Source organism: Neobacillus niacini (assembly GCF_023715785.1).
Classification (GTDB): domain Bacteria; phylum Bacillota; class Bacilli; order Bacillales; family Cytobacillaceae; genus Neobacillus; species Neobacillus niacini_E.
Map to the genome: position 1 here is coordinate 162636 of NZ_JAMBOX010000011.1, position 22179 is coordinate 184814.

Consider the following 22179-nt stretch of genomic DNA (forward strand, 5'->3'; position numbering starts at 1 on the left):
TGATGAGGCTCTCTTTTTTGCTTGCATTTTTTAGCTGAATTTAACAAAAGATAACATAAAAGGAGTAGGATATAGCATGAGAAATACAAAGTCTGAGATAAATTTTCCTGAGACATTTTTGCAGATTGCCTTAGGAACAGCAGTTAGTATTATTCAAGGTGTAATCATATACAAGAGCATCAAGAATCAAATAGAAAAGGGAAAGGGTTCTGAGGCTAAATAAGCCTCTTTTTATTTTGTTTTACTTAACAGATATTAGCTTTTGGTATTGCCTCCTGATATTGAAAAAATAGGTTATGTATTTTATGTAAGGTACTCTCCCTGTCTCCCTAACCCTATCCCCCCCTGTATCCCCCTCTAAGCCTCAAACAGCTATAAAACAGTCTAGGTTAGTCAAAATATATTACTGAGCTGCTAAGTAATAATCTGTGCAGTATGAGAGCTATGCTAAGGCTAAACAAATGCACAGTATATCTACAGTCTAATACTGAGATTGTAGCTAATGCTTCAATTACATGCCTCTATCCTTACTGCATCAATACCTATACAAAAAGCTGTATACTATATGCAGTAGGCTGAACAAATTTATTAACCAATGGAGTCAGTCACAGCCATCCTTTTTTACTGTTAAAACAAAGTTCAAATAATGCTTTGTTTCCCCTGAGCATATAGTAGTTTAGGAGGAACATAAATGCTTTATTTATTTTATTAGTTGAGGCTTTTTAGTAGAATTATATTTGTAATGGAGAATATTGGAGGGATGTCCTTGGGTGAATTGGTTTGTACCTATGAAAAGTTGGAATGGGATGATTTTGATACAGAGTCTGCTAAAAGGTTAAAATGTGGGATAAGAAAATGATTGAGCTGCACAATGCAAAACAAAATAAATCAGCAAGTTAAAGGAGGAGTTAATAAAGGTTCTTCCTTTTTTTTCTTTCTGTACAGAGATACAATATATGTAAAAATTGAATTTTTTGGGAGAGATGGCAATGAGCTTTAACCATTTAAAAGTAGAGGAAATTGAAAAAATCTTTCTTAAAATCTATGAGAATGCTTGTGAGCTTTTAGAGGAGGCAGAGCTTCTATATAATCATCAGAAATTTGCAAGAGCTTACCTTTGTGCTCATATTGCCTTTGAGGAATTTGGAAAATTACCTATGTTAAATTCTGTTGCTATAGATGTTTATTTTGGAAAAAAAATAGATTGGAAAAAACTTAATAAGGATATAAGAAACCATCATTCAAAAATTTCTCAAAGTTATACAACCATTCTATTGATACTTTTTAGATTTATGAAAAGAAATGGATATAAAAAATTCAGCTTTAAATTAATTATTAACTGCTATGATGAAATAGTTAAATTTATAAATGAGGACAATTGGTCATTGGCAGATAGTGCTGAAGAACTTTATATGGAGATTGAAAATCTAGTACAATTAGATACAATTCCTGATGTAGCAAGTATGTTAAATGGTTATAAAAATGCCAGCTTATATGCAGACTTTAATGAAGGTAATTTTTATAAACCCAATGAAAAAATTTCTAAAAATATTTGTGAGTTTGTAATTACATTAGCTCAAATACAAAGAAAATTTATAGAATTACCTAAAGTGCATATAGAAGGATTTAGATTTAATGAATTAGATGAGGAGTGGGAATACTCAATTGAATATAAAAAATTTATAGATTCGCTTGATGAACTAGAACAATTACAAAAACAAAAATAAAAAAAGGAGAGGCTATTACAGCTCTCTCCATTTAATATCCAGAACAGGCTCATTTTTTGTATCAGCAGTCTTTGTATAAACAATTTCCTTAATGATGAGCTTTAATGTAGCATTTTGCTCCTCTAGCTCCATTTCCTCAAAAGTATCAATCATTTCAATTATCCCTTTTACTTTGTCTACCTGGGCAGTTGCATCTAAGCTATTCAATTTACTTTGGATAAGGATTATTTCATTTTTAAGAGCTGAAATAGTATCCTCTAAAGCCTTCATTTTTTGTTGATAAGAGTCTTTGTCTAACTCCTTATCTAGATACAGGTCTAACAGCCTTTTGGCTTTTCTCTCCTGCTTAGCTAGGTCAGTCTCAAGACTTTCCAAAGTAGATGCTAAACTGTTTTCGATGTTTATGTATCCTCAGCTAACAAACTTACTAAAGTCTGTTCTAGCTCTTGTTCGTACAGCTTTAAAGCTTTTAGGACTGCACTTTCAATTTTATAAATTGCTACTTCTCCATTATGGCATTTAGTATCTAAATCAATCTGTTGCCTACATGGTCTAATCTGATAAAAGGAGTACTTTCTCCCAGTTTTTTCTGATTTATTATTTAACTGTATAGTCATTCCTTTGCCACAGCAGTCTTTTTCAGCCTCTTAGAGTTATAACTTGATTCTCCTAAATAAACTCTGTTTTGTAATACACCTAAAACTCTGTCTGTCTTAAATGGATTACCTTTTCTAGACCTGTATCCTAACTGGTTTACTTTGTCAGCTATCTGTCTGGAGGAGTAGCCTAACAAAGCTAATTCAACCATTTTTCTAACTATCTTTTTCTCCTCAGGGATGACATATAATTTTTTTGTATTTCTTATCCCAGATATAACCTAAAGGAGTTACTGATCAAATCCATCTATTTTTAATAGCAACAGCATCATATTTACCTTTATTTAATCTGTGTCTAATCCTTTTAAATTCATAAGCAGAAAGGACAGATGTAAATCCAAACATTAACTCCTGATTTTCATGTGAAAGGTCTATAGTATTGTCAGGAGTTTCAATAAATGCCATGCTCTATAAATATTTCCTTTAATTCTGCTGAGTCTCTTTCATCCCTGCTCAATCTGTCAGGATGAGTAACAAGGACTCTGCTGTATTTACCTTGTATTATCCCCTCAAGCATTTTTGCTGACTCAGGCCTATTCCAAGTTGATTGAGGACTCAACCTCTTGGAAGATGTCAAAGCTGTATCCCTTTTGTTCATCTATTATAATTAATGTTTCCCTTTGATTTAGTAAGGTTTCCTCTGCTCCTCCATCTTCCTCTCTAGATTTCCTTACATAAAGAGCTACCTTTAATTTTGTTGCTGCTTGTACCATTTTGATTTCTCCTCCTAAACATAGCTATGATTTATTGCCTCTATTTCTAAATTAGAGAGCTTTTGCAATCTGTGACAGGTCAGAGCTATTTATTTATTGGAGGTTGAACTGTGTTTTCCTGACAGTAGATTCAAAGCCCAGCTCCATTGCCGCTCTGACTGTGGCATCAATACACATATGTGTCATCATCCCGACAATCACTAGCTTCGTGACGCCGTTTTCTCTTAGTTTGCTTGCTAATTCAGTCCTAAAAAAGCTGTTAGGGGTATGTTTGATGATAATACTTTCCTGGGGATACTTAGAAAAAGCCGAGATTCGGCTTTTTTTACTTTAAACCAAATAGGCATAAATAACCGTAAGTGAAGTGACCCCCTCGAGTTGGACTGAAAGTCCAACTCAAGGGGGTTTTTGTTTAAGCGTAAGTAGGTTAAAAATGGAATTCACTTACATTTAAGGAATATGTAATTAACGTGGTTGCCAAATTGGTGAATCAACAGGATAACAAATGCGATTAGGCAGTTTGCGGGGCACAATCACAATAATTGATAAGAGAGGAAATTATAACATGGGCAAATTTCGTTCTTGGGAATCGAAATTTTTCAAGATATGCGGAATAATGGGAGGCCTCCTATTTATTCTTTTTGGGATAGCATTTGTATACTCACATGGGACCACGCCCCAAAATAGGATGTTGCGCATTTTTGGCTTCGACCAAGTTGACAGCGTTAACCATCCTACTTTATGCCTGTTTAGGAACAACATTGGTAAGTTTTCATAAATACGCGATGAAAACAAGTAAGCTGGGACGATTTTCTTATAGGATAGTCCAATTAAGTTATCTAACTCTACTTGTTTCAATCGTTTTGCAAAACATTGTTGTTGATCCACATACAGAATGGGATTCACCAGTATCGATTATAGGGTGGATCCTGCAAAACATATCGTGGTTACTATTTACGATTGCCATGGTTATATAACTTTGGTTAATAAAAAAGGATTTTCCTGTCGTATCGGCCCGTTTAGCATTTTATTAGGGTTACTTGCCTTTTTAACCTTTTTTGGAGATTTAATGATTTATAGTTTCTCGTCTGGTAGTATCCTTTGGGACATCATCCATGCGGCAATCTATTTCCCGTTTGGATTAGTTTGGATTTTATTGGCTTTACAAATTTCAAAACAGGATCCGTTCAATTAATGAACGCAAAAGGGCACCCCCAACCAAACAGGAGGGTGCCCAGCTATTTATTAATTGGTAACCTTGTATTTTCTCAAAGAAAGGAACAGGAAAATGCCCATCGCAATAGCGGACCACATAAGTGAAATAGCGGGATCAATATTATTGACAACGAATAAGGATGGAATATTGCCAAAAGACGAATCATCCATCGTAAGGAACCAGCCTAGGAGCATATTGTTGGCAGCATGTGCCCCAATTGACAATTCAGTACTGTTCGTTTTCACCGAGACATAGGACCAAATGAATCCTGTTAACAAGTAATCCAGCCCAACCAAGATAGGTGAATAGCCCATTTCGGGATTGATAAAATGGAGCGAGCCGAAAATTCCTCCAGCAATAAGCGATAAAACCAAAGGGTTCCGAATCCACTTTCCAATTAGCTGCATCAGATAGCCCCTGAAAAAAACCTCTTCACATGTCGTTTGGATTGGAGTGAGAACTAGTACTAACACAAATAACAGCAAAAAATCAGAAAGACCGATATCATTAATTGAATAATCCCCCGGATTTAGGATCGCGTCAATAATTGTAGTGGCACTAAGGATGACGAAAAAGGTGATAAATCCATAGCCGACTTTCTTCCAGTCTATGTTTCTATTAGGCGTGATTAACGTCTTAAATTTCCGTTTATGGATGAAACGAACAGCAACAAAAATACCGAAAATCCAAATGATAAAGGTCGAATTCATTAAAGCAAAATTGAGTAATGGGTCTAGACCAATGTATTCCATTTTCTCCGCGTCATAATAGGTATTAGGATCCCCATCCGTTCCAACCAAGACCTCACCAATGATGGCATAGGGAATGCCAGCGACGAAGATAAACAGAATGATCACAATAAATGACGATAAATACCTCTTCCAGCTATTCTTGCCTTCTTTAACATGAATAAAATCCATTTAGGTTAATCACCATCATTCTTGTAGTTTATAAAAACAAGAAAATTATTTCATAATTGGGGAAATTAGTCAATGAAAGGTGCTGCCATAAAGGCGGCTTTTGGTAGCCTCGCCTTTGAGGCAGCTTTTTTTATTGATATCCTCTTGACTGTTATATCATTAAACGATATATTATATTTAATGATATATCATTAAATGATACATAAAGGAGGGATAGTATGGCTAGGAATGACACGCTAGAGATGGGGGAATTGACGGACACGGCCTACTATATCTTATTGTCATTAGTCGAAGCCAAGCATGGGTACCTCATTATGCAAACCATTGAGGAAATGACAGACCAGCGATTTTCAATCGGGCCAGCCTCGATGTATACCACCATAAAGAAACTGTTAGCTTCTGAATTAATTAAACTATTTGAAGATCATGACCCAAAACGAAAAACCTATATTGCAACGGAAAAGGGCATTGACCTTTTAAAAAAGGAAGTAAACCGAAGACGGGAAATGGTCATACATGCCGAGGCAGTATTTAATAGAAAGGGGGAGCAGTTGTGATGAAAAAAGTGAAATATGTACCTAGTGGCGGTTTAGCTTTTTATGAGGAAAAAGAAATGCTGAAGCTTGGCAAATATGCTAAAGAGGGTTGGATTTTAGAAAAATTTGCAGGCCTGGGTTATAGTCTAAGAAAAGGGGAACCTCAGGATATTCAATATTCGCTAGATTATCAAAAGGATGCAGATGAAGAGTATTTTGCCATTTTTGAAGCTGCGGGTTGGTCCCATGTATGTTCTGAAGGAAATGAAATTCATATTTTTAGTGCCCCAACAGGAACCAAGCCAATTTATACAGACAAACCAACGATTGTAGAAAAATACGAACGTGAAAAGAAACAAATGGGGAAAACAGCTCTTCCATTCTTCATATCCACTGTTGTATTTTGGCTGCTTAGTTTCTTAACTAACTGGGGAATGGTCCCAAAAATCCTTTTTCAAGTAATGGGGTTGATATCCCTTGTCATCCTAGTCTTTCCGGGCTTACCCTACCTTTCTTATCAATATAAACTATTGAAATTGCGAAAGGAATAACAACATAAAAGTGCCAGGTACCTCAAAATAGGAAGGTACTTGGCACTTTCTTGTACTTTTTTTGAAGGAAATTATGCTCCTGTGCTTGTTACATACATGACTGATAATCAATGGGTTCGATTGTAGCTGATTTATTTGATTCGATTGTTTCCACAAATTTTTCAATTGTTGGTGTTAAGTAATGATCAGCCCTTCTTATAAAAACGGTTTTTATCTTACTATATTGTTCTGGAAGTATATGACATTGAATGAGTCCACTTTTTTCCAATTGGGTAACTGCTGATTTTGGTACGAAAGTAACGCCAAGCCCCGCGACGACACTTCGCAAGATCGTTTCTAAGGTACCGAATTCCATTACTTTTTGTGGTGTGATGTTTTGGTCTTTATACCAAGCTTCTAAACGTGCTCGGTATCCACAGCCTTTGCTAAAGCATAGGAATGGTTCCTCTTTCAACTCTTCAAGTGTGGGGGAGTGCCTATCTGAAATTAGAACAAGTTCCTCTTGAAATACTTCATGTGAAACAAGATCGGGATGGAAGGCTGATTCTGTAACGAATGCTCCGTCCAACTTATGATTTAATACTTCTTCCTCTAATGTTTCTGTGACACCAGTAAATACAGATAAATCGACATTTTTATATTTCTTTATATAGTTAGATAATATTTCTGGTAAATGAATGACGGTTTCAACTGTGCCAATTTCTAATTTACCAGACGGTTCATCGTTACTTTGAACGGCTTTTTTCATTTCGTCTGTTAACAATAATATCTTTTTACTATAAGTTAATAGTCTTTTTCCTTCAGGTGTCAAACTCATACCTCGACGATGTCGATTAAACAAAGGGGCATTCAGTTCAGTTTCGAGCTTATGAATTCTCGATGTAATATTCGATTGCACATAACTAAACTCTTTTGCTGCTCCTGTAATCGTTCCTTTTTCTGCCACCATCTGAAAAATCTCTAAGTCTTTAAATTCCACTTTTTATTCCTCCACGCCCCATTTTTTCTATACATTTTATGATATCACTAATAATGATATAAAACATCATTATTATTCGTTTTACAAGATGTCAAAAATGTTCGATTATGTATATGCAGCGGGGAGAAGGAGGCAGAGAAGTTTGAGAAATAAAGTATTATTAGGGGCTATTTTATGTTTTATTGCAGCTGTTTCATGGGGAGCAATGTTTCCTGTAGCACATGCAGCTTTCAGATATATTGATCCCTTTTATTTTACAATCATTCGTTATGGTTCTGTAACGATTATTTTAGTCTTGATTTTATTATGGAAAGAAGGAAAAAAGGCTTTTCGATTTGAAGGTAAAGGCCTTCACTTATGGTTTTTCGGTACGATGGCATTTACCGTCTATAATCTGCTAATCTTCTGGGGAGAAAATTTATTAGGAGAATCAGGCGTGATGGAGGCATCAATAATGGAGTCATTAATGCCGATGATTTCCATTGTGATTGTATGGATGACTTATAAAAACCGTCCTCCAATATTCACATTGATATGTGTATTCGTGTCATTTATCGGTGCCGTTCTAGTGATAACAAAAGGTAATATTAAAGCATTTCTGGGTGCGACGGATCATTTTATTCCTACATTGCTTCTATTAATTGCTGTGATTGGGTGGGTCATTTACACGATGGGTGGCAGTAAGTTTGCCGGTTGGTCTGCGTTAAGGTATTCAACGTTGAGCTGTTTATTTGGAACGGTTACAGCCATTGTCGTTGTGGCAGGGGCAACACTGCTTGGATTTATATCCGTCCCATCGGAAAAAAACATCATAGTTATAATCCCGCATTTATTATTTATGATCATTTTTCCTGGTGTTATTGCGTTGCTCGGTTGGAACATCGGTGTCAATTTATTATCGCCATTAAATGCACTGTTGTTCATTAACTTTGTTCCTGTTACAACTCTCGTTATTTCGACTTTTCAAGGCGGGCAGGTCACCACATTCGATCTTGTTGGTACTTTCTTCATAATTGTTTCCCTTTTGTCTAATAATATTTTCTTAAGAATGTTACAAAAGAGAGAATCAAAGAATCATGTTCAGGAAGATTTGCTTGAAAATATATAAAAATGAATTTTTCAATATAAATATGAAAAGTGCCAAGTACTTTCCTGAAAAAATAGGAAGACACTTGACGCTTTTCTGTTATATACATAGCAATAAGTAGGATAAGCCGCCAGCGGATATTCCAAGTATCGCTCCGGCGACCACATCGGAGGGATAGTGCAAGCCTAAATAAATTCTTGATACCCCGACACAGATTCCCATGAGAATCAAAACAAGGGAAATCGAAGGGACGGCCAAAATATAGGGAGTCATCACGGCAAAGATAGCCGTCGTATGTCCCGAAGGAAAGGAGTGGTCTTGTAATGGATTTTCTAGTATATTGGTTTCTTCAATCGTCAAATAAGGTCTTTTTCTAGGAAAAAGTATTTTTGTTATCTGGACGGGAATATGGCTCGATGCCAAAGCAAGAGCACCGGCAATGGCAAGAAGCCGCGTTTCCTTGGACCAGGCTAGGAGATAAAGCAGAATGGTGGAGAGAATGGTAAAACTCGCCCCTCCCAAATGCGTAACCGTTCGAAAAAATAGATTCAAAAGATAGCGATGAAAATGCCGGTTAATATTCTGAAAGACGCGACAATCAAACCCATAAAGGACATGTATTAATTTGCTCATAATCTGCTCCCCGTATAAGGTAATATAGTTTCTTCAAGATGAAAATCTCCGACCTTCAGGATGAACTGCAGGATCTCTTCAGCTGCATTGGCCCGTAAAAATTGCCGTTGAGATCTGATTATCTTATTTAGCTTTTCTCCATCATTTTCCAACAACTTGGCTACAGTAAGGGGAACTTCCTTGGGGTTTTTGCACACAACCCCTAAATTTAGAATTTCAGCGAAGGCTGGATTATCCTTCTCTTGTCCCGGCAATGCTCCGGTGATGATCAGGGGCGTGTTGGCGGCGATCGCTTCAAACATGACATTAGGGCTCCCTCTGGTAAACGCGATATCAGCTGTATGCATCAAATCCTGTACATTTTTGGTGAACCCATAAATCTCGACCCTGTCGCCATATTGGGAATTCAATGATTTTTCCAGCTTGGTTTTAAGTTTTTTATTTCTGCCCGCGACTATTTTCACGGTGCAATCAAAATGGTTGAGCAGGCTTCTGGCGATTTTCTCCATATTTCCTACACCCTCACCGCCGCTCATAATTAAACAGGTTAACGGTTTCTCCTTTTTATAACGGGGGCGTTGCTGACCGTCCTTGCGAAGAAATCGGGACCGAACGGGGAATCCTGTCATCTTTATCTTCTTGGCCGGAATCCCAAATTGGGCACACTTGTTTTGGGCTTCTAATGTGGGGCTAATAATGTAATTTGCCCGTCTATCCGCCCAAAGAGGAGAAATGTTCACAAGGTCAGCGATTAGGGTAATGAAAGGGATGTTTAATTGCTGCTTTTCTAAAATATTCAGGATAGAGCCATTAAAATTAGGGTGAACAGATAAAATGACATCCGGCTTCACTTCGTCGAGTAAGGTTAGAAATTCATCTTTAATTAGTGTTTCAATAATTGTGTCGACTAAATGAGGGGTTGAAGCAGATAGCTTCCAGATCAGTTTCCATAGTGTCTCAGAATTTCTGGTGATGGGACCATAGGCTTTCCCGATGGTTGACAGTAATGGCGTGCCCAGCGAAAATCCATCGACAACATGAATTTTCACCCGGTAATGGCTTTTAACTTTTTCGCACAGGGATTCTGTAATGCTTCTATGGCCATGCCCAGTAATGTCAGATGAAATAATCAATAGCTTCTTTTCCATCGTACCACCCCTCGTATTAACTTATTGTCAAAAACCATTTATGTCGATAAAGCCATTTCTTATTTTTATTATATTGGGAATTGATTGATTTTTTATTAATCCAGTGTAAAAAGTATATATAGATATTGTAATAGGAAAATAGGGACTGGCATAGCTTGGTGAAGATGGCTTATTTGATGAGGATTAAACAAATAAACAAGACGGCTGCTGCCGTCTTGTTCCGATTTTTGGATTTATCCTGTTTATTGTTCAGAGTTGCTGTCTTCATTTTCAGTACCATCTTCCTGAGGGTTAGCATCCGTTTCTTCAACGTTTGGATCATCAGAATCTGTACTAGAATCTGAGCAGGCTGTGGCAGCTCCCAATAACATTAATGCAGACATCAAAGCAAATAACCATTTTTTAAAACTTTTCATCATTATTCCTCCCTGCATGTTGCATATTGTTTTACAGTTTTATCTTACAAGCTTTTGAGTGAAATAGAAGTCCATTTTCCAATTCTTAACATAACTTAACCGAATTCATAAAACCCTTTAATAATCGCCATTTAATATTTAAAAATAATTAACGAAAATGATGACTTCTTTCACTGGACACGGGGATTTTATTTTTTTGACAGGCAACTTGTTTTTCTTCCTCATTTCATAGACATTACCATAATTGAACTGATAGAATAATTAGATATATTCGAGAGGTGAATTTTAATTGCGAAAAAGAGTAGCATGCTTACACGCCCATTATTCAAATATTGATTATATCGAAAGCGCACTTGCCCCTTATGACATTGAATTCATCCATTTTGTTGACCCCGGCTTAATGTATCGGGTTACACATGATGAGAGGTTCAATACGGAGGATGCCCAAAATAAAGTGAAAGAACAAATAGAGTGGATGGCCCAATGTAATGTGGACGGAATTTTGATCACGTGCACGAACTACATTGCACTTTTACGGGTAGACGAACTCTCCATTCCAGTGCCAATCATAAAAATTGATGAGCCTTACTTTGAAACTATTTGTAATAGAAGCGATCCACAGATTATACTATTTTCAAATCCCGCGACGGTTGCAGGGACGATGGAGCGTCTCCATCAATATGCGGAGCTACAGCAAAAATCTTTAAATGTAGAGGTCATGGTCATATATAATACGTTTGAGTTGTTCATGAAAGGTCAAAAACAAGAATATAATCAACAAATTTCCAAGTTTCTGCAAAAAATGATCAAAGAAGATAAAATAATCTCCGTTGCTCAATTATCGATGGTTGCGGCAGCGCAGGAAGTGGAGCAGATGACAGCTAAGCGAATCATTAATCCTTTGGATACATTAATTTCTTCTTTAGTAAACCAGTTAAAAATAGACAGGAAATCATGATTAAAATCATATGGAGGAAATAAATATGACAAACGGAAATAAAAAGGAATTATCACAAGAACAACGTGAAGAATTGCTCGGAACATTGAAAGCCCGGTTTGAAAAAAACATGAACCGCCATGAGGGCCTTGAATGGGCTAAAGTGCAGGAAAAGCTAGAGGCTAATCCTGATAATCTGTGGTCACTGCATGAAATGGAACGGACTGGCGGAGAACCGGATGTTGTCGGTTATGATGAAAAAACCGACGAATACCTTGTTTATGATTGTGCACCGGAAAGTCCCAAAGGCCGCAGAAGTGTTTGTTATGACCATGCAGCGCTGGAATCAAGGAAGCAGCATAAACCAGAAAATAGCGCGATGAATATGGCTGCTGACATGGGCATTGAGCTGTTAACGGAAGAACAATACCGGGAGCTGCAGAAGCTTGGGAAGTTCGATTTGAAAACGTCGAGCTGGGTGCAAACACCTGCTGCGATTAGGAAACTAGGCGGAGCCATCTTTTGTGACCGTCGCTATGACACAGTCTTTGTGTACCATAATGGGGCAGAATCCTACTATGCCGCCAGAGGGTTCCGTGGCTCGTTTAGGGTCTAAATTTTCTCACAGACAGTGGACCGCCTGTGCCCCATCTTGAAAAACCGAGCCATCGGACCTGGGAGCGTTAATAAAAATGGAGCTTTATGTTCAAATTAATGGTACAGTTAGAAGGAATATTATCAAAGTGAGTAGGAGAACAAAACAACATGATTGAGGTAAAAACATCTTCACTAAGTGATGGAGAATTTAATAGAGGCGTATTTGCTACACGTGATATCAAAAAAGGGGAGCTTTTACATGAAGCACCTGTCATTGCTTACCCAAACGAACAGCATGAACACATAGAGAAAACCTTACTGGCCGATTATGCTTTTGAGTATGGGATTAATCATACTGCTATCCTTCTTGGTTATGGAATGTTATTTAACCATTCTTATGAACCGAATGCCTTTTATGAGATTAATTTTGATAACCACACATTTGAATTTTATGCCTACAAGGATATAAAAGCAGGAGAAGAGATTCTCATCAATTATAATGGCGATATTGATAACATGGATCCATTGTGGTTTGATAAAGACTAGTTTTCGTTCAAATTAAGGAATTCAAGGGTCAGTCCCTCAGTGCACCAACATTTCACGCACTGGGGATCTGACCCTATTTTTTGAAATATTATTTGTTGATAAAAGAATCTATCGTTTTCGATACCTTTGTTGCGGTGGCCATACTATCCCAATGGAGGTTATGAGAGCCTCCTTCAAAATCCACATAGGTAACCTTTGCAGATGATTCTGCCAGCAGGGACCTTAATTGATCTTGCACTGGTTTTGGGAATAGGACATCCTCCGTACCCCACAAGACTAGAACCCGTCCAGTCATTTCCTTTATTCCATCGGTGTTATCAAAATGGCCGGCTCCGTTGAATGTACTCTTCCAGCAATGAGTAGGCATCTGGGAAGCATGGGCTAACGTGGCTTCTCTAAAACTGGAGTCATCATTTGTAGTGCCTGCCCATTCTTGAATGAAGGATTCCGGCAAGGAAGTGTGATCCGGAATGTTATTCAGTCCCGGATATCCATCCTCGGTACCGTCGCCATATAAAATCCAAGCTAAAACTTCATTATCAACATTTACAGCAGGGCTGGTGGCGATGAGAGACGATGAAAGCACTCTTTCAGGAATATGTACATTTAGTTTTTGCGAAATCAAAGACCCGAGCGAGTGTCCGACGACATGGGCACGCTGCAATCCTACAACATCCATAAAGGCAATGACATCTTGAGTATGGAGCTCAACCGTATAGCCCTTCTCGTCCGTCTTCGGTTTATCAGACAAACCATGTCCACGGTATTCCGGTACGAAGCAATGGTATCCCTTCTCAGCCATCAGTGGCGCGACCTGTGACCAGGATACACGGCTGTCTGTTGCACCGTGAAGAAAAAGAATTGGGGTGCCATCAACAGGACCGCATTCGGTATAAGCATAGGTTACACTGGTGGATAGTTTAACTCTTTTACAAGTCCAATTGATGTCTTGATACTCGGTAAATGATTTCAGCATGTGATTCCTCCTTTAGTAAATTCTGAATATTGTTTATTTTCATTAAAACTATTATATTATATATGGCAACGAGTAATTCATACTTTTAAAAGAAAAGTAGGTATTTTTGAGGATCACTTAGGGCTGAATATTTTTTGGTATGTAAAGTGGGTTTAAGCATTACAATCGCATTCGGAAGGATTTTATATGTAAAGGTCCCTATATCCACGAATGGATTGAATATAGGGGCCTTAAGTATTTTTAACTCTTTTTTATGAACTTTTTAAAAAATGGAGTCACTTCCTTGAATAGGGGTTGATATAGTTTATAGGTTTTAATCGCCTCGTCAACAGTATCCATCAATAATCCTAGATCGATTTGATTAAGATAGTTTTCGATTGGGTTGTTGTTGGGGTTGTGTATTTGGTCCTGTGAATGATTGGGTCTGTTGCCAAACAGCCATGGATCCCATTGGGGAGCATCGGAACGTTCTGGTTGGTCGTGGTTTGATTCTATAGGACTTTCCTCCTCTCGATAACCTCTTCGATTTTCCCCAAACATTATTCGTGTAAATGGGTCCACATTGCCCTTTGTCTGCTTTTGGTCGTTGTGAAGCTCCATAGTCTATTCTCCCTTTCATGCCGTTTTTACCTATATATAAAATATGATATTTTTCATTAGAGGTGTGGACATATTCCTAGAAAGTTTACAGTGGTATTTTTTTTTTATGGTTTCGTGGTAAAATAAGGTAACGTAAGGAGGGGTTATCGATTTTTACATTTATTTTGTTTGTTGCGTTGATTGTAACGGTTGTCTCGATTGGATTAGCTGTAAAAGGAAATCATAAGCTCTATTGGATTGCTTCCTTGTCCGCCTATATTTTCAGCTTCATCGCCGCTTTCAGTATTGGACAGATTACAGTTGGACTGGTATTTATACCTTTAATGTTAGCGATCGGTTATTCGTTACATCTTATAAGGAACAAAATACAAGCTGCGGTTTTTATGATACTAGGAATCTTTATTGGAGCGATAGTGGTGCTTTACGTCGATGATGCGTGGCTGTTTTTTCCTTTTCGGTTTTTGAGTTGAATAGATAGTAGTAACAGAGAAATGCTGCAGGTAAAATAGCGATTAACTTAACCAGGTTATGAAGGAACTTAAGCGACTTCACAACCCGGATCATCCATTGGCTTAAATACTTCGAATCTTCTAGGGGCCGGAATCAAAAAAATGATTTCACCATCTGTGATGTATCATTGCAATTTGTACAGCGATATTCCAGTTCAAGCGCATCCTCATATACGTGATGGACCGTTTCTTTTTTACAGTTTTCACAATACCTCATTTGTTGAATCTCAATCCCCAAGATGTTCCCTCCGATCTAAAACCTTTTAACAGTAATATAACCCATTTTAAATAAAATTAATTTGCCCTTATTATTTAAGGCCCGTTCTTCTATGCAGGATCAAAGCCATCCGGTATAGCATGTTTTTTCAATTCCTCATTCACCATTTGGTCCAGCCGTTCAATCATTTTTTTCGATTTCTCTTTATCCATTTTCTTATAATGGTGCATGCCGCCTTGTTCTTCATCCATCTCATCGGCCAATTTAACAATTTCCTGGAGCGGAGTTCGTTTGCTAAAGGCTTCGGGCATATAAGAATCTGTGTGAAATAAAATAGCCAGTGCGATTTCTTTAGCAATAATGGGATTCTCACCCAATCGAATCAATAATTTATGTGCCCGTTCCGCGCCTTTTATGGCATGAATATCATTCTTTCTATATAATTCATAATCCCATTTTCCATTTCGGTACCACGTATAATGGCCCATATCGTGCAACAAGGCGGCTTTCGTGGCTAGGTCGACAGAAACATCATATATTTTAGCTAATTTAAACGCATGGTAGGCACATGCAATGGCATGGACAATTCCTGAGCGGCTTAAATATTTTTGAGCGATATGATGATTGAATATTTGACTTAACGTTACCTCACGCATTTAATATCACCCTCATAAAAATGATTAAGTTGTATTATAAAACATTTATAGTGGATTTTCTAAAAAAACGTGATGGTTAAAGCGGATTTAGAGAATTTTTTCCAAGTATAGGTCAAGTTACATAGCTGAATAGATGATACAAATCATAAATACCTTGGGGAATTTTGGATAAACTTAAATTAGCATAACATGAAAGTAGGCTTAAAATGGGTAAAATTAAAAACCAAAAGAGAAAAGTACTAATCATGATCCTTCGGGCTTTGGTCATTATCATCGGGGGATTTATCGCAGCGTATGGACTTGAAAGTGTACTAATCCCGAACCACGTATCTGATGGAGGGGTAACCGGACTAAGCATTGTTGGTTCCAAATTATTTGGCTTGCCATTGGGATTGCTAATTGTGGTTATTAACATTCCTTTCATTTGGTTGGGGTACCAACAAATTGGAGCGAGTTTTGCCATTTATTCCGCTATCGGAATCGCTTCACTGGCTATTGGGACAAGCCTCATGCACCACATTCCGACGATTATTGAAGGAGACACCTTGTTGATTACTGTTGTTGGCGGGATGATCCTCGGTTTGGGGATGGGGGTAGCGTTGCGTAATGGCGGTGCATTGGATGGAATTGATATGCTGGCCGTCCTGCTTTCGCGAAAATTGCCGTTTGGGACAAGTGATCTTATTCTGTTCTTAAACTTGTTTGTGTTTATTTTTGTTTCATTTGTTTTTGGCCTTCAAGGGGCTTTTCTTTCTGGAATCGCCTACTATATTGCTTCAAAGGTCATCCACATCGTAGAGGAAGGGTTAAGTGGATCCAAAACCTTCAAGATTATTACAACAGAACCTGTATTAATGGTAGATGCGATACGGGAAAGTCTAGGGCGAAGTGCAACCTACAATGAGGTTTATGGCGGGTATACCAAGGAGAAATTTAAGGAAATCACTTGTGTCATTAATCGCTTAGAAGATAGCAAAATAAAGGAAATCATCCAAGAAATTGACGAAGAAGCCTTTGTTACGGTTTATGATGTAGCAGAAGTGAAGGGCGGAAACTTCAGAAAGCGGAATATTCATTAGATAAAGCAAGTAATCCTCGTACTTATCATAAGAATGGTGAAAACTTTGTCTATAATCGTTGACAACTAATGGTTATGGATGTTAAAATGGTTAATTTTGATTAAGTTTGAAATTTATGGTACCATTAACAAGACATCAAATTCGGAGGTGTTTTGTGCATATGTACGAGGTGAAAGGTTTTCAAAGTATAGAATTCGAAGAATTAATTCGTAAAGTAAATGAATTTCTAAGCTCCTTAGCGGACGATAATCTTATCGATATAAAATACAATACTACTCCTCTTGATATTAGAAGTCATACTGAATATGGAGTTCATCCAGATTCGAAATACACAGCCTTGGTTATTTTCAAGAAATAAACTTCTTTAAAAGCAAGGAAAGAGATTTCTTGCAGCCTTTTTTTATAAAAATGAAAGTACCGTCAATAGGCGGTTATTTTTTTACCTAAAAAACAAACATATGTTCTATAATAGAAGTGAGGTGAAAGATGTGAAATTTATCCTAGAGGTTCATCTAAGTATTGATGGAACGGGTATGGTCTCAAGTGGACCGTTTAAAGCAAGGAGCAAAAGCGATATTCCAAGGGCGGCGTACCAATACATACAAGAAATAAAACGGGAAACCGGGTATCGTACAACGATTATTGAAAAAGTAATTATAAACGGAGAGGAAGACATAACCGATAGAATAACAGAAATAGAAAATCGACTGGTACCCAAAAGGTAAACCTTTCTGGTTAAATCTGATTTAGTTACTTGGGTGAAAATGGTAAAATAAAGGTAAAAATTCTGCGAGGGACCATAACATGAAGGAAATTCTGTTAAAATACATGAATGAATTTACCACCCTAAACGAGGCAGAAAAACGGAAGATCTCCGAGGCGATTAAGATCAAAGAATTTAAAAAAGGAACAATCCTTCTTGCACAAGGAGATCTGCGCGTTGTTAAATGTTATTTCGTTTTAAAAGGGTGTGTTCGCCAGTTTTTTGTAGATGAATCTGGCAAAGAGGTTACTGCAAATTTTTTTACCGAAGAGCAAGCGATTCCGATAGTCACTGACCAAATGCAGGCAGAGCCTTCGAAGTACTCTTATACGTGTTTAGAAGATTCGATGTTGGTAATTGGCGACTTCGATTCTGAGCAGGTGATGTATGACAAATACTCGCAATTGGAAACCATGACGCGCAAAATGATGGAGATTAGCCTTCGCGAGGTACAAGATGAATTCGCCGAGTTCATCAAGTCGACTCCCGAAGGACGGTACAAATCAATCGTCAACAAGCGTCCTCAACTATTAATCCGTGTTCCCCAGCATCAATTGGCCAGTTATCTTGGCATGACCCCAGAGTCGCTGAGCCGAATCAAAAAGCGATTAAATAAAGACGTATGATATTTAGTGTGCGAGGAGGCGGGTAAATGAAAGCGATTGTGTACAAAAAGTATGGTCCCCCTGAAGTTCTTTTTCAAAAAGAGGTAGAAAAGCCGGTTCCTAGAGAAAATGAAATCCTGGTAAAAATAAAAGCAACCACTGTAACGGTTGCAGATATACGGGCACGAGCTTTTTCGGTTCCTCCCGCTTTTTGGCTCCCTGCTAGGATCGCACTGGGTCTGAGGCAGCCGAAAAAGGAGATATTGGGAATGGAATTAGCTGGAGAAGTGGAATCCGTAGGGAGTAATGTGAGCAAGTACAAGCAAGGTGACCAGGTTTTTGCTGCCTCCTTGCAGGGATTTGGCGCTTATGCCGAATATAAATGCCTCCCAGAGGATGGACCTGTGGCGCTAAAGCCAGCCAATATCACCTTTGAGGAAGCTGCTGCCATACCCATTGGGGCACGTACTGCCTTGCATTTCCTTAAAAAAGCCAACGTTGGGAGCGGGCAAAAGGTACTAATCTATGGTGCTTCAGGTAGTGTCGGAAGCTTTGCCGTCCAAATCGCCAAGTATTTCGGGGCAAGCGTAACAGCGGTATGCAGTACCTCCAACCTTGATTGGGTAAAACGATTAGGTGCCGACAATGTCATTGATTACACGATAGAGGATTTTTCCGGTACCGGCGAGAACTATGATGTCATCTTTGATACAGTAGGCAAGAGTTCACTTTCAGCCTGCATGAAATCATTAAAAAAAGGCGGTACATATATTAATCTCACAGTACTGCTCCCAGGCATTGAGATGATAAGGGCAAAAATAACCAGAGGCATGAAGCTGATCTTAGGCCAAAATGTACCTGAAACTTCAGGTGCTCTCGTTTTTCTTAAAGAACTGGTTGAGGCGGGGGAGTTAAAAGTGGCCGTTGATAGATATTATGGATGGGATGAAATCGTGGAGGCTCATCGATATGTTGAAGAAGGACACAAGAAGGGGAATGTGGTAATAAGGTGCATTGAGAGCGAGGGGGGAACCACCACACGGTGATACAAGGGGGAGAAAATCAGGTGGAGGGTCGAATAGATGGGTTGTAAACGACCGAGCACGTGTAAAAATCAAGGGGAAGGTCGAATAGAAAGGCTCTAAGCGACCAAGCCGATGGAAAAATCAGTGGGACGGTCGAATAGAAAGGCTCTAAGCGACCAAGCCGGTTGAAAAATTAGGGGAACGGTCGAATAGAAGGGTTCTAAACGACCGAGCCGGTGAAAAAATCAAGAAGACGGTCGAATAGAAGGGCTCTAAACGACCGAGAAGGTGTGAAAATCGTGGGGACGGTCGAATAGAAGGGCTCTAAACGACCGCGGCCAGCGAGTAAATCAGGGCGACGGTCGTTTAGAGCGTTAAGGTTAAATAATAATGAGTTCAAGCATCAATCACCAGCAGTTTTCGAACGGGGGAGTATCATTTTAAAAAACCTAGTTGACGGGTAGGAATAATATGAATTATAATCTATTTAATAAAAATGAAACAGCGACAAATATAATATGTGCCAAATTATCGGGAAAATGAAGGGAGGAAACGGTTAATGAAAGAATCATATCGAGTATTGGATGGAGCAGAATCGTTTTTTATAGAAGGCAGCAAAGTCGGCATCTTACTATCCCATGGATTTATGGGAACTCCACAGAGTGTAAGGCACTTGGGGGTAAAGTTATCGCAATTAGGGTATACCGTTTTTGCCCCGCTGTTAACAGGCCATGGGACTTACCCTCATGATTTGGAGAATGCGACTCACGGTGACTGGATCTCTGACCTTGAAGCCGGGTATAAGTACCTTAATGAGCGGTGTTCAACGATTTTTGTCATGGGCCAATCGATGGGCGGGGCCTTATCGCTTTGGCTGGCGAATAAATATCCAAATATCAATGGCGTCATCACGATTAATGCGGCGTTAAGTATACCGGATTATGAATATTTAGTCGGAAAAACAAGTCCCAGATTTCTCCCTGAAGGTCCACCAGATATTCGGCTGAAAGGTGTTCAGGAAATAACGTATGACATGGTCCCGTTACGAGCGATTCATGAAATCCAAGCGCTTATGAAAAAAACACCTGACATCATTCCAACCATCAACCAGCCTATCCTTTGCTTTAAATCAATAGTCGACCATGTCGTACCGCCGGAAAACACCGATTATATCCTCGACCATGTAGGCTCGATTCAGAAAGAGGCAGTGACACTTTATCATTCTTACCATGTTGCTTCGATGGATCATGACAAGGATGAAATCATTAAAAAAACACATGCCTTTATACAGGGAGTCAGCGCAAAATCCACTACTCAGCAAATGGTTTTTTCATGATTCGAGAATTATGCTTTAACAATAGGGGGGCATAAAAAGGGCCCCCCCATTTTCCAGCCGAAAACCGATTGTCAATTCGGCATAACCACTTCAACCAAGACAATCTCTTCCTGGCGCTGGAGATTCTCTTTAAGTACGACTCCAAATTCCTCTATGGTCATAACCTTTTTTCCCTTAATGCCAAAGCTTTCAGCCAGTTTGACAAAATCAGGGTTTTGGTAAGTGACACCGAAGTTATCTCCAAACCGTTTGTTCATTTGCTGAACCTCAAGCTTTAACATCGAATCATTCAAGACAATGATCATAAAAGAAAGCCCGTGCCTATTGGCTGTCTCAAGCTCCGCAATATTCATGACGGCGCCGCCATCACCAGTAATACAGATAACCGGATCATTAGGACAAGCCAGTTTGGCGCCAATCGAACCTGGAAGGGCAATTCCCATCGAAGCCAGCCCGTTTGAAATGATGACTCTATTTGGTTGTTTTGGCTGATAGGTCCGGGCAATCGAAACCTTATGAGCGCCGACATCTGAAATCACAATTGTATTCTCAGCTGCCACGGCTTCAATACAATGCAGAATTTGCTCGATGGTCAATGGGGTGCCACTTGGTTTGAACTGACCATCGTTAATTTGATGGGCAGTCATAATTTTTTCCTTGAGATTACCGGCAGGGACCCAGGATTTTGGTGGGAGCACAAGTTGATTAAGGGACTGGAGTGTCTTCTTGATATTCCCGACACATTCGATTTCGACCGGGTAATATTCATTGACTTCCGCAGGTAACGTGTCAATATGCAAAACGGGAATCTTACTTTCGTTCCAATTTTTCGTAGGAGTTTCCACCAAATCCAAGCCAATGCATATGATCAAATCACTTTCCCTGATTCCTGCAATCACCTCGTCCTTTTCAGCGAATCCAAAAGTAAAATAATTGCAAGGGTGTTCTTTTGGCAGTATCCCTTTTGACATAAAACTGTGCGTAACAGGCGCTTGCAATGTGTTAATCAAGGCTTGCAGCTCCTGGGTTGCATCCTGTCTTATCACACCATTTCCGACCAGAAAAAATGGTTTCCTGCTGTTTTGGATGAGGGTACGGGCCGCCTCAATCGTTTCCACTGCAGGGACTGTTTCGGGCAAAGGCTGAACTGGTAGCGGTTTGGCAGAAATCTGTTGCGTTAAAAAATTCTCCGGCAGAACAACCGCCACCGCACCTGGTTTTTCCATCGTCGCCAGTCGAAACGCTTTCCGAATGGTAGCAGGAACAGTTTGTGACTCCATGATCTGATTGCTCCATTTTGTCACTGGTTCCGTTAGGGTAACGATGTCCAGATATTGATGTGATTCTGGATGATTCCGGGCCACACCCGCCTGGCCAATGAGTGCAACCAGAGGGGAATGATCAAGCTGGGCGCTGGCGATGCCTGTCAAAAGGTTGGTAGCCCCGGGGCCTAAAGTGGAAAAGCAAACACCCGCTTTGCCTGATAATCTTCCGTACACATCCGCCATGAAAGCCGCCCCTTGCTCATGCCGTACATTCACAAATTGAATTTGGGTAGATTTGGATAAAGAATCAGCGAGATCAATCGTCTCCTTGCCAACAATCCCAAAAATATATTCCACCATTTCGGTTTCTAAACAGCTGATGATGATATCAGATACTTTCATAATTCCTCCTTAAACAACGTGATTTATCCAAAGTCTACCCAGAATTAACCATAAATTATCACAAAAATAGCCTCCATACGAAAG

At 39.0% G+C, this 22179-nt stretch carries 30 protein-coding genes and 1 pseudogene; 15 read left to right on the forward strand and 16 right to left on the reverse strand.

The features are described 5' to 3' along the window. Positions 1–76 precede the first annotated feature (76 nt). Positions 77–223, forward strand: a complete 147-nt coding sequence (locus M3234_RS19140) for a hypothetical protein (RefSeq protein ID WP_262306253.1) — start codon at positions 77–79, stop codon at positions 221–223. Between the two features lie 766 nt (positions 224–989). Beyond that, positions 990–1727 (forward strand): AbiV family abortive infection protein, encoded by a 738-nt coding sequence (locus M3234_RS19145; RefSeq protein ID WP_262306254.1) that lies wholly within the window; start codon positions 990–992, stop codon positions 1725–1727. Positions 1728–1742: 15 nt separating this feature from the next. Here M3234_RS19145 and M3234_RS19150 read toward each other — a convergent pair whose 3' ends face one another. The 6 genes and pseudogenes from M3234_RS19150 to M3234_RS19165 all read right to left on the reverse strand — a co-directional run. After that, a complete protein-coding gene (locus M3234_RS19150; protein WP_262306255.1) occupies positions 1743–2102 on the reverse strand; it encodes a hypothetical protein in 360 nt (119 codons plus the stop codon). 238 nt (positions 2103–2340) lie between these two features. Next, positions 2341–2601 carry a recombinase family protein gene (locus tag M3234_RS29735; RefSeq protein WP_396953971.1) on the reverse strand — a complete coding sequence of 87 codons (261 nt, stop codon included), beginning with the start codon at positions 2599–2601 and terminating at the stop codon, positions 2341–2343. A gap of 19 nt (positions 2602–2620) precedes the next feature. Further along, a complete protein-coding gene (locus M3234_RS19155) occupies positions 2621–2788 on the reverse strand; it encodes a recombinase family protein (protein WP_262306256.1) in 168 nt (55 codons plus the stop codon). Further along, positions 2775–2981 (reverse strand): recombinase family protein, encoded by a 207-nt coding sequence (locus tag M3234_RS29740; RefSeq protein ID WP_396953968.1) that lies wholly within the window; start codon positions 2979–2981, stop codon positions 2775–2777. Before M3234_RS29740 ends, M3234_RS19155 begins: the two co-directional genes overlap by 14 nt. Further along, entirely contained in the window at positions 2917–3096 is a 180-nt protein-coding gene (locus M3234_RS19160; RefSeq protein WP_262306257.1) for a hypothetical protein, read from the reverse strand. Before M3234_RS19160 ends, M3234_RS29740 begins: the two co-directional genes overlap by 65 nt. Positions 3097–3228: 132 nt before the next feature. Next, a pseudogene (locus M3234_RS19165) lies at positions 3229–3411 on the reverse strand (isochorismatase family protein); the annotation flags it as partial. A 386-nt stretch (positions 3412–3797) separates the two neighbouring features. Here M3234_RS19165 and M3234_RS19170 point away from each other — a divergent pair. Continuing rightward, positions 3798–4073, forward strand: coding sequence for a hypothetical protein (locus M3234_RS19170; protein WP_262306258.1), 276 nt, complete (start codon positions 3798–3800; stop codon positions 4071–4073). Between the two features lie 268 nt (positions 4074–4341). Here the strand turns inward: M3234_RS19170 and M3234_RS19175 are convergent, their stop codons facing one another. Next, positions 4342–5232, reverse strand: a complete 891-nt coding sequence (locus M3234_RS19175; RefSeq protein ID WP_262306259.1) for a CPBP family intramembrane glutamic endopeptidase — start codon at positions 5230–5232, stop codon at positions 4342–4344. 218 nt (positions 5233–5450) lie between these two features. On the opposite strand from M3234_RS19175, the gene M3234_RS19180 reads away from it, so the two are divergent. Beyond that, positions 5451–5789: a PadR family transcriptional regulator gene (locus tag M3234_RS19180; protein WP_262306260.1), complete on the forward strand. Its 339-nt coding sequence runs from the start codon at positions 5451–5453 to the stop codon at positions 5787–5789. After that, positions 5789–6319 carry a DUF2812 domain-containing protein gene (locus M3234_RS19185; protein ID WP_262306261.1) on the forward strand — a complete coding sequence of 177 codons (531 nt, stop codon included), beginning with the start codon at positions 5789–5791 and terminating at the stop codon, positions 6317–6319. The genes M3234_RS19180 and M3234_RS19185 overlap by 1 nt, the downstream gene beginning before the upstream one ends. 88 nt (positions 6320–6407) lie before the next feature. On the opposite strand, the gene M3234_RS19190 is transcribed toward M3234_RS19185, so the two are convergent. Next, positions 6408–7298, reverse strand: coding sequence for a LysR family transcriptional regulator (locus tag M3234_RS19190; RefSeq protein ID WP_262306262.1), 891 nt, complete (start codon positions 7296–7298; stop codon positions 6408–6410). Between the two features lie 88 nt (positions 7299–7386). Between M3234_RS19190 and M3234_RS19195 the strand changes: the two genes are divergently transcribed. Next, complete coding sequence (locus M3234_RS19195; RefSeq protein WP_396953969.1) at positions 7387–8406, forward strand: DMT family transporter; 1020 nt, start codon at positions 7387–7389, stop codon at positions 8404–8406. Between the two features lie 78 nt (positions 8407–8484). Here M3234_RS19195 and M3234_RS19200 read toward each other — a convergent pair whose 3' ends face one another. The 3 genes from M3234_RS19200 to M3234_RS19210 all read right to left on the reverse strand — a co-directional run bounded on the left by M3234_RS19200 (position 8485) and on the right by M3234_RS19210 (position 10585). Further along, positions 8485–9018, reverse strand: a complete 534-nt coding sequence (locus M3234_RS19200) for a phosphatase PAP2 family protein (protein WP_262306264.1) — start codon at positions 9016–9018, stop codon at positions 8485–8487. Beyond that, a complete protein-coding gene (locus M3234_RS19205) occupies positions 9015–10166 on the reverse strand; it encodes an MGDG synthase family glycosyltransferase (RefSeq protein WP_262306265.1) in 1152 nt (383 codons plus the stop codon). The genes M3234_RS19200 and M3234_RS19205 overlap by 4 nt, the downstream gene beginning before the upstream one ends. A gap of 242 nt (positions 10167–10408) precedes the next feature. Next, positions 10409–10585 (reverse strand): hypothetical protein, encoded by a 177-nt coding sequence (locus M3234_RS19210; RefSeq protein WP_262306266.1) that lies wholly within the window; start codon positions 10583–10585, stop codon positions 10409–10411. 286 nt (positions 10586–10871) lie between these two features. On the opposite strand from M3234_RS19210, the gene M3234_RS19215 reads away from it, so the two are divergent. The 3 genes from M3234_RS19215 to M3234_RS19225 all read left to right on the forward strand — a co-directional run bounded on the left by M3234_RS19215 (position 10872) and on the right by M3234_RS19225 (position 12662). Further along, entirely contained in the window at positions 10872–11540 is a 669-nt protein-coding gene (locus M3234_RS19215; RefSeq protein WP_262306267.1) for a hypothetical protein, read from the forward strand. A gap of 25 nt (positions 11541–11565) precedes the next feature. Beyond that, positions 11566–12135 carry a DUF4256 domain-containing protein gene (locus M3234_RS19220; protein ID WP_262306268.1) on the forward strand — a complete coding sequence of 190 codons (570 nt, stop codon included), beginning with the start codon at positions 11566–11568 and terminating at the stop codon, positions 12133–12135. 149 nt (positions 12136–12284) lie between these two features. Beyond that, the gene (locus M3234_RS19225) at positions 12285–12662 is read left to right on the forward strand and encodes an SET domain-containing protein (protein WP_262306269.1); all 378 of its coding nucleotides are present in this window, start codon (positions 12285–12287) and stop codon (positions 12660–12662) included. An 88-nt stretch (positions 12663–12750) separates the two neighbouring features. On the opposite strand, the gene M3234_RS19230 is transcribed toward M3234_RS19225, so the two are convergent. From M3234_RS19230 to M3234_RS19245, 4 genes are all read right to left on the reverse strand, one after another. Next, on the reverse strand, positions 12751–13638 hold the full coding sequence (locus tag M3234_RS19230; RefSeq protein ID WP_262306270.1) for an alpha/beta fold hydrolase: 888 nt from the start codon (positions 13636–13638) through the stop codon (positions 12751–12753). Positions 13639–13878: 240 nt separating this feature from the next. Further along, positions 13879–14238 carry a hypothetical protein gene (locus tag M3234_RS19235; RefSeq protein ID WP_262306271.1) on the reverse strand — a complete coding sequence of 120 codons (360 nt, stop codon included), beginning with the start codon at positions 14236–14238 and terminating at the stop codon, positions 13879–13881. Positions 14239–14841: 603 nt separating this feature from the next. Beyond that, the gene (locus M3234_RS19240; RefSeq protein ID WP_262306272.1) at positions 14842–14985 is read right to left on the reverse strand and encodes a hypothetical protein; all 144 of its coding nucleotides are present in this window, start codon (positions 14983–14985) and stop codon (positions 14842–14844) included. Positions 14986–15074: 89 nt separating this feature from the next. Next, positions 15075–15620, reverse strand: a complete 546-nt coding sequence (locus M3234_RS19245; protein ID WP_262306273.1) for an HD domain-containing protein — start codon at positions 15618–15620, stop codon at positions 15075–15077. A 206-nt stretch (positions 15621–15826) separates the two neighbouring features. On the opposite strand from M3234_RS19245, the gene M3234_RS19250 reads away from it, so the two are divergent. From M3234_RS19250 to M3234_RS19275, 6 genes are all read left to right on the forward strand, one after another. After that, the gene (locus tag M3234_RS19250) at positions 15827–16699 is read left to right on the forward strand and encodes a YitT family protein (RefSeq protein WP_262306274.1); all 873 of its coding nucleotides are present in this window, start codon (positions 15827–15829) and stop codon (positions 16697–16699) included. A 160-nt stretch (positions 16700–16859) separates the two neighbouring features. Next, positions 16860–17057 (forward strand): sporulation protein Cse60, encoded by a 198-nt coding sequence (locus M3234_RS19255; RefSeq protein ID WP_262306275.1) that lies wholly within the window; start codon positions 16860–16862, stop codon positions 17055–17057. Positions 17058–17187: 130 nt separating this feature from the next. Beyond that, positions 17188–17424 carry a hypothetical protein gene (locus M3234_RS19260; protein ID WP_262306276.1) on the forward strand — a complete coding sequence of 79 codons (237 nt, stop codon included), beginning with the start codon at positions 17188–17190 and terminating at the stop codon, positions 17422–17424. Positions 17425–17503: 79 nt separating this feature from the next. Further along, positions 17504–18088, forward strand: coding sequence for a Crp/Fnr family transcriptional regulator (locus tag M3234_RS19265; protein WP_262306277.1), 585 nt, complete (start codon positions 17504–17506; stop codon positions 18086–18088). Between the two features lie 26 nt (positions 18089–18114). Then, positions 18115–19113 carry an NAD(P)-dependent alcohol dehydrogenase gene (locus M3234_RS19270; RefSeq protein WP_262306278.1) on the forward strand — a complete coding sequence of 333 codons (999 nt, stop codon included), beginning with the start codon at positions 18115–18117 and terminating at the stop codon, positions 19111–19113. A 538-nt stretch (positions 19114–19651) separates the two neighbouring features. Beyond that, positions 19652–20428 carry an alpha/beta hydrolase gene (locus M3234_RS19275; protein ID WP_262306279.1) on the forward strand — a complete coding sequence of 259 codons (777 nt, stop codon included), beginning with the start codon at positions 19652–19654 and terminating at the stop codon, positions 20426–20428. 71 nt (positions 20429–20499) lie between these two features. On the opposite strand, the gene M3234_RS19280 is transcribed toward M3234_RS19275, so the two are convergent. Further along, positions 20500–22095, reverse strand: coding sequence for an acetolactate synthase large subunit (locus tag M3234_RS19280; RefSeq protein ID WP_262306280.1), 1596 nt, complete (start codon positions 22093–22095; stop codon positions 20500–20502). Between the last annotated feature and the right edge of the window lie 84 nt (positions 22096–22179).